The following is a 4005-nucleotide window of genomic DNA, read 5'->3' as shown; positions in this document are numbered from 1 at the left end:
GAAGACCGCCTACGGGCAGGGTTCGCAAGCTGTCGAAGTCTGTCACGGTGAAGTTCTCGAAGCCAAGCTACGAGGCTTTGAGACTGAGGGCGAGAAAAGCCAACCGCAAATTGGCGGAGTACATTCGTGAGTCCGCCTTGAACGGCGAGGTGGTCAGCGGACACAACGCTGAGACGATAGCCATCGCTAAGAATCTCATAGGCATGGCGAACAACCTCAACCAACTTACCAAGCTGTCGCATCAGAGAGGTTTCCACGAAACCCATGTGTATGTGGTGGACTTGTTGAGAAGATTGAAATCCATCCTTGGCGAGTATCGCCAAGCAAGTCCAAAATCGAAGCCATGCGGAATAGGCAGAAAGGAGGATGCTACATGATAGGCAAGCTAAAGAAGGGCAGCTCATTTGCTGGTTGCATCCGCTATGTTACAGGCAAGGACGAGGCGAAAATCCTTGCATCCGATGGTGTGTTACTCGGCACGAATGCCGAGATAGTACAAAGTTTTGAGCTGCAAAGACAGCTAAATCCAAGGATTAAGAAGCCTGTGGGGCACATAGCTTTGAGCTTCAAGCCCGAGGATAAGCCACGTTTGACGGATGAGTTCATGGCTAAGATAGCCCTTGAATACATGCAGATGATGGGCATCACCGATACCCAATTCATCATCGTAAGGCATCACAATACGGACAATCCACATTGTCATATCGTGTACAACCGCATTAATAACGAGGGCAAACTCATATCAGACAGGAATGATTACAGGCGTAATGAGCAAGTGACCAAGACTCTAAAACCCAAGTATGGGCTGGCTTACGGAACGGACAAAAGCAAGACAAATACTTGCAAATTGCGCAATAGGGAGCGTGCCAAATACGAGATTCACAATGTTGTCAAGGATGTCTTGAAAGCCGTAGGTAGTTGGCAGAAGTTCAAGAATGAGCTTGCAAAGCGAGGTGTTCTCTTGGAGTTTGTCTATAAGGACAAGGAGCGAACCAAGGTGCAAGGCATCCGATTCAGCAAGGATGGATATAGCTTCAAGGGTACGCAGATTTGCAGAGAATACAGCTTTGGCAAGTTGGATGCAAAGTTTGAAGGAACGGAAAACCATATATCAACAAGAGCCAATTCTGCTCAGCAATATGAGCAGGGCTGTCGCAAGAATGAGCAGGTGCCATTCATGTCGGAGAGCTGCCAAGACCCTTGGGATGGTATTTCTTCCATTGGACTTTTTGCTTCTGTCAACGCTCAGACCTTTGAGTCTTTCCCAGAGGATGAATCAGCCAAGAAGAAAAAGAAGAAACGCAGAAGAGGCTTTAGCCTTTGATGCAAGTTACAAACCATTCAAACAACAAAAGAAAGATGAAAGAAGAACTATTGGAAGCCATCTACGCCACAGTTGAGAGATTGGAGCAGAAAGTCGATGAACTTTCTGACTCACCAAAGAACGCAGGAACGGAAACAGTTCTCAGCCCTGCAAGTATTGATACAAGCAAACTTGAAAAAGCCATCCTTTCTGTATCTGCAAAAGAAGAGGAAACTATTGGAAATTTGGCAAAATTAAGAGAGGCGATATGTATCTATATTGACCTTACCAAGAAAGAAGCAAGCAAAGATGAACAGCGAAGCAAGCTCTTGTTTGATACGGTTAAGCAGCTGAAGCAAGAGCAAGATGCTTCATCAAAAGACTTGCAAGAACGACTTGACAACATAAGCAACACACCTCAGAAAAAGATTGTCACCCACCTCTTTGAGCCAACCTCTAAGTATGTTCTTCTTTTCATTGGAGGCTTGGCTCTATCTCTTGTTCTCTCAATTTGGGGCAATCTAACCCAATGGCGAGAACACCAAGACAGGGAGGAGGCAGACTTGAAATATCGTGCATTGAAGATGGTTCTTCCATCTGACGACCCCAATGTTCGATACATCGAAAAGAACTTTTCTGTATGCCCAAATAAAGAAGTTATTGAGAAAGTGAGAACTCATGTAAATATTTACGAGGACTCAATTCGCTATCATAACGAAATGATACAGATGGCAGCAATTAAAGATAGCATTGCTAATAGCCTATTTAAAGAGGCGAATGAAATTAAAAAGAAAATTAATCAGAAATAATAGACAACGACCAACGGGTACAAGCGCATCCTTCGTTTCGACAAGATTAAGACCAACGGCATTCGTGTCGTATTCGAAGCGCAAGGGCTTGCCCGTGCATCAACAATGTTTCAGCATACTAACTTTCATCAAACTCTCAACTATTCATCCGTGTCCGTGATGCCACTCGTTTGACATTGCGGACACTTTTTCTTTTAAGATGGTATGAAGAAGAAATTGATAATTATAGCTGTTTTGGTTATTGCTTTGGTTACATCTTATATATTCTGCGGTACTGACAAAAATGATACAGGGATTGACTCAATTAAAATCGAAGAATATACGGCTGCTTTAAGCAACAAGATTGATTTGGATTCTATAGCGGGAACTTATTGCGGTGTATTACCGCCTAATGTAAAAACAACACTCACATTAAATGCTGACGGCACCTATTTGTTGATACAGGTATTCAAAGAAAAGCAGAATGAACAGGAAAAGTTAAGAGGTACTTTCCAAATGCTTGACGGCAATATTTTGATGCTTGTGCATCCTTTGAGTGGTGACAATATTTTCTATAAGGTGAAGGACGACAACTGCATTATTTTGATAGATTCATTTGGGAATGAACCTGAAAAAAAGGTTAGGAAAAACTTTATACTGAAGAAGAAAGGATAAATGGAGGGTGTAAAATAAACTGTGTCAAACGATACTCATAGCTTGACACAGTTTATTTTACATCCTCATTTAGACATTTCTAATATGATGAAATGCACTATTTGGGCGACTTTTCTCCACTATTTATATCCGTTGAGGATATATTTTTGCAAATATAACCTACAATATACTCTATCGGAGTAAAAAGCTCAATATCATTGTTCTCAACTAAATCTTCTATTGAAGATTTTACAATTTTCCAAAGCTTGGATGTCTCATATTCTTCATATGGATGTTTCATTTTTTGTTCTTATTTTTAGGACCATTAGGCCAAATTTGTTGTCCATTATAATCAATTTCCTTAACCTTCTTTCCTGTTTTTGGGTTGGTTACATCCCAATGGTCTTTATGTTTTAAATCTTTTTTCCACACATTTCCATCTTTATCTTTCCAACCCTGACCATTTCTAAGTTTAGTCGTTTTACCTGGAGGTCTATTACTATATTGAGGTACAGAAGGTTGTTCGCGACTTGCAATATGACCTTTCTTATCCGTGAGATTTTTTCTTGCATTTGACATCATTACTGCTCCATGAACAGTAAGACCCGCTCCCACAGTAGCATCTGCACTTCCTACAACTACAACCACCGTAGAAGTTCCAAGTGAAGGTCCTTCTGCAACAAGTCCTACCGTAGTGATAGTCGTTCCACTTGCCACCATAGTAGCACCTGTACCACTTTCAATGGTACCCACGGTTAGGCTGGCTAAATCACCAGCTGTTAATCCAGCATTGAAGTCCTTAGGGGCTGAAACATTTCTTCCTGCATATGTTCGAATATTGATTAATCCACCAGTGGCATTATCTACAATAGCGGCACCAAATCCTTTTACTTTATCCCACCAATCTTGACCATTAGGGTCACTAAATCTTATCGGGTTGTTTCCTGTATAACAATATGAAGAAAAATCAAAATATTTTTCTTGCTTTGGATCTGTTGATATCCAAATGCCAAGCTTCGGTTCGTAATATCTCGCCCCATAATAATACAACCCCGTTTCCTCATCGAATTCCTTCGCATTGAAAAGATAAGGTGTATTCCAAATGTTGTTGCGCTCCTCAACAAACACTTCACCAAAAGGAACATACTCTATATGCTGTACCACCTCGCCATCAAGGTTGGTGATGTAACTACTGCTACCCAAGTGGTCTGGGTGATAGTAGAACTGCATCTTCTCGTATGTATCGCCTTCTTGGAAGTT

General features: G+C 41.4%; 5 protein-coding genes. 4 read left to right on the top strand and 1 reads right to left on the bottom strand.

The features are described from left to right. The 4 genes from mobC to DXA74_RS15710 form a co-directional block, all read left to right on the top strand. Positions 1–377, top strand: a 377-nt coding sequence (gene mobC / locus DXA74_RS15725) for a plasmid mobilization relaxosome protein MobC (RefSeq protein WP_118529073.1), incomplete at its 5' end; no start/stop codon positions are given. Continuing rightward, entirely contained in the window at positions 374–1324 is a 951-nt protein-coding gene (locus tag DXA74_RS15720) for a relaxase/mobilization nuclease domain-containing protein (protein WP_118529071.1), read from the top strand. The genes mobC and DXA74_RS15720, both read left to right, overlap by 4 nt. A 35-nt stretch (positions 1325–1359) precedes the next feature. Then, positions 1360–2112, top strand: a complete 753-nt coding sequence (locus DXA74_RS15715; protein ID WP_118529075.1) for a hypothetical protein — start codon at positions 1360–1362, stop codon at positions 2110–2112. A gap of 204 nt (positions 2113–2316) precedes the next feature. Beyond that, positions 2317–2766 carry a copper resistance protein NlpE N-terminal domain-containing protein gene (locus tag DXA74_RS15710; protein WP_118529069.1) on the top strand — a complete coding sequence of 150 codons (450 nt, stop codon included), beginning with the start codon at positions 2317–2319 and terminating at the stop codon, positions 2764–2766. A 276-nt stretch (positions 2767–3042) separates the two neighbouring features. On the opposite strand, the gene DXA74_RS15700 is transcribed toward DXA74_RS15710, so the two are convergent. Next, positions 3043–4005, bottom strand: a 963-nt coding sequence (locus tag DXA74_RS15700) for an RHS repeat domain-containing protein (RefSeq protein ID WP_147401159.1), incomplete at its 5' end; no start/stop codon positions are given.

The sequence above is a fragment of the Bacteroides sp. OF04-15BH genome, assembly GCF_003477995.1.
Classification (GTDB): Bacteria; Bacteroidota; Bacteroidia; order Bacteroidales; family Bacteroidaceae; genus Paraprevotella.
This window is presented reverse-complemented; position numbering and strand designations above follow the sequence as displayed.

What these genes read in the sequence shown, in the direction of transcription:
- DXA74_RS15710 (WP_118529069.1), top strand. Translation starts at nt 2,317, where the DNA reads ATGAAGAAGAAATTGATAATTATAGCTGTTTTGGTTATTGCTTTGGTT.
- DXA74_RS15715 (WP_118529075.1), top strand. Translation starts at nt 1,360, where the DNA reads ATGAAAGAAGAACTATTGGAAGCCATCTACGCCACAGTTGAGAGATTG.
- DXA74_RS15720 (WP_118529071.1), top strand. Translation starts at nt 374, where the DNA reads ATGATAGGCAAGCTAAAGAAGGGCAGCTCATTTGCTGGTTGCATCCGC.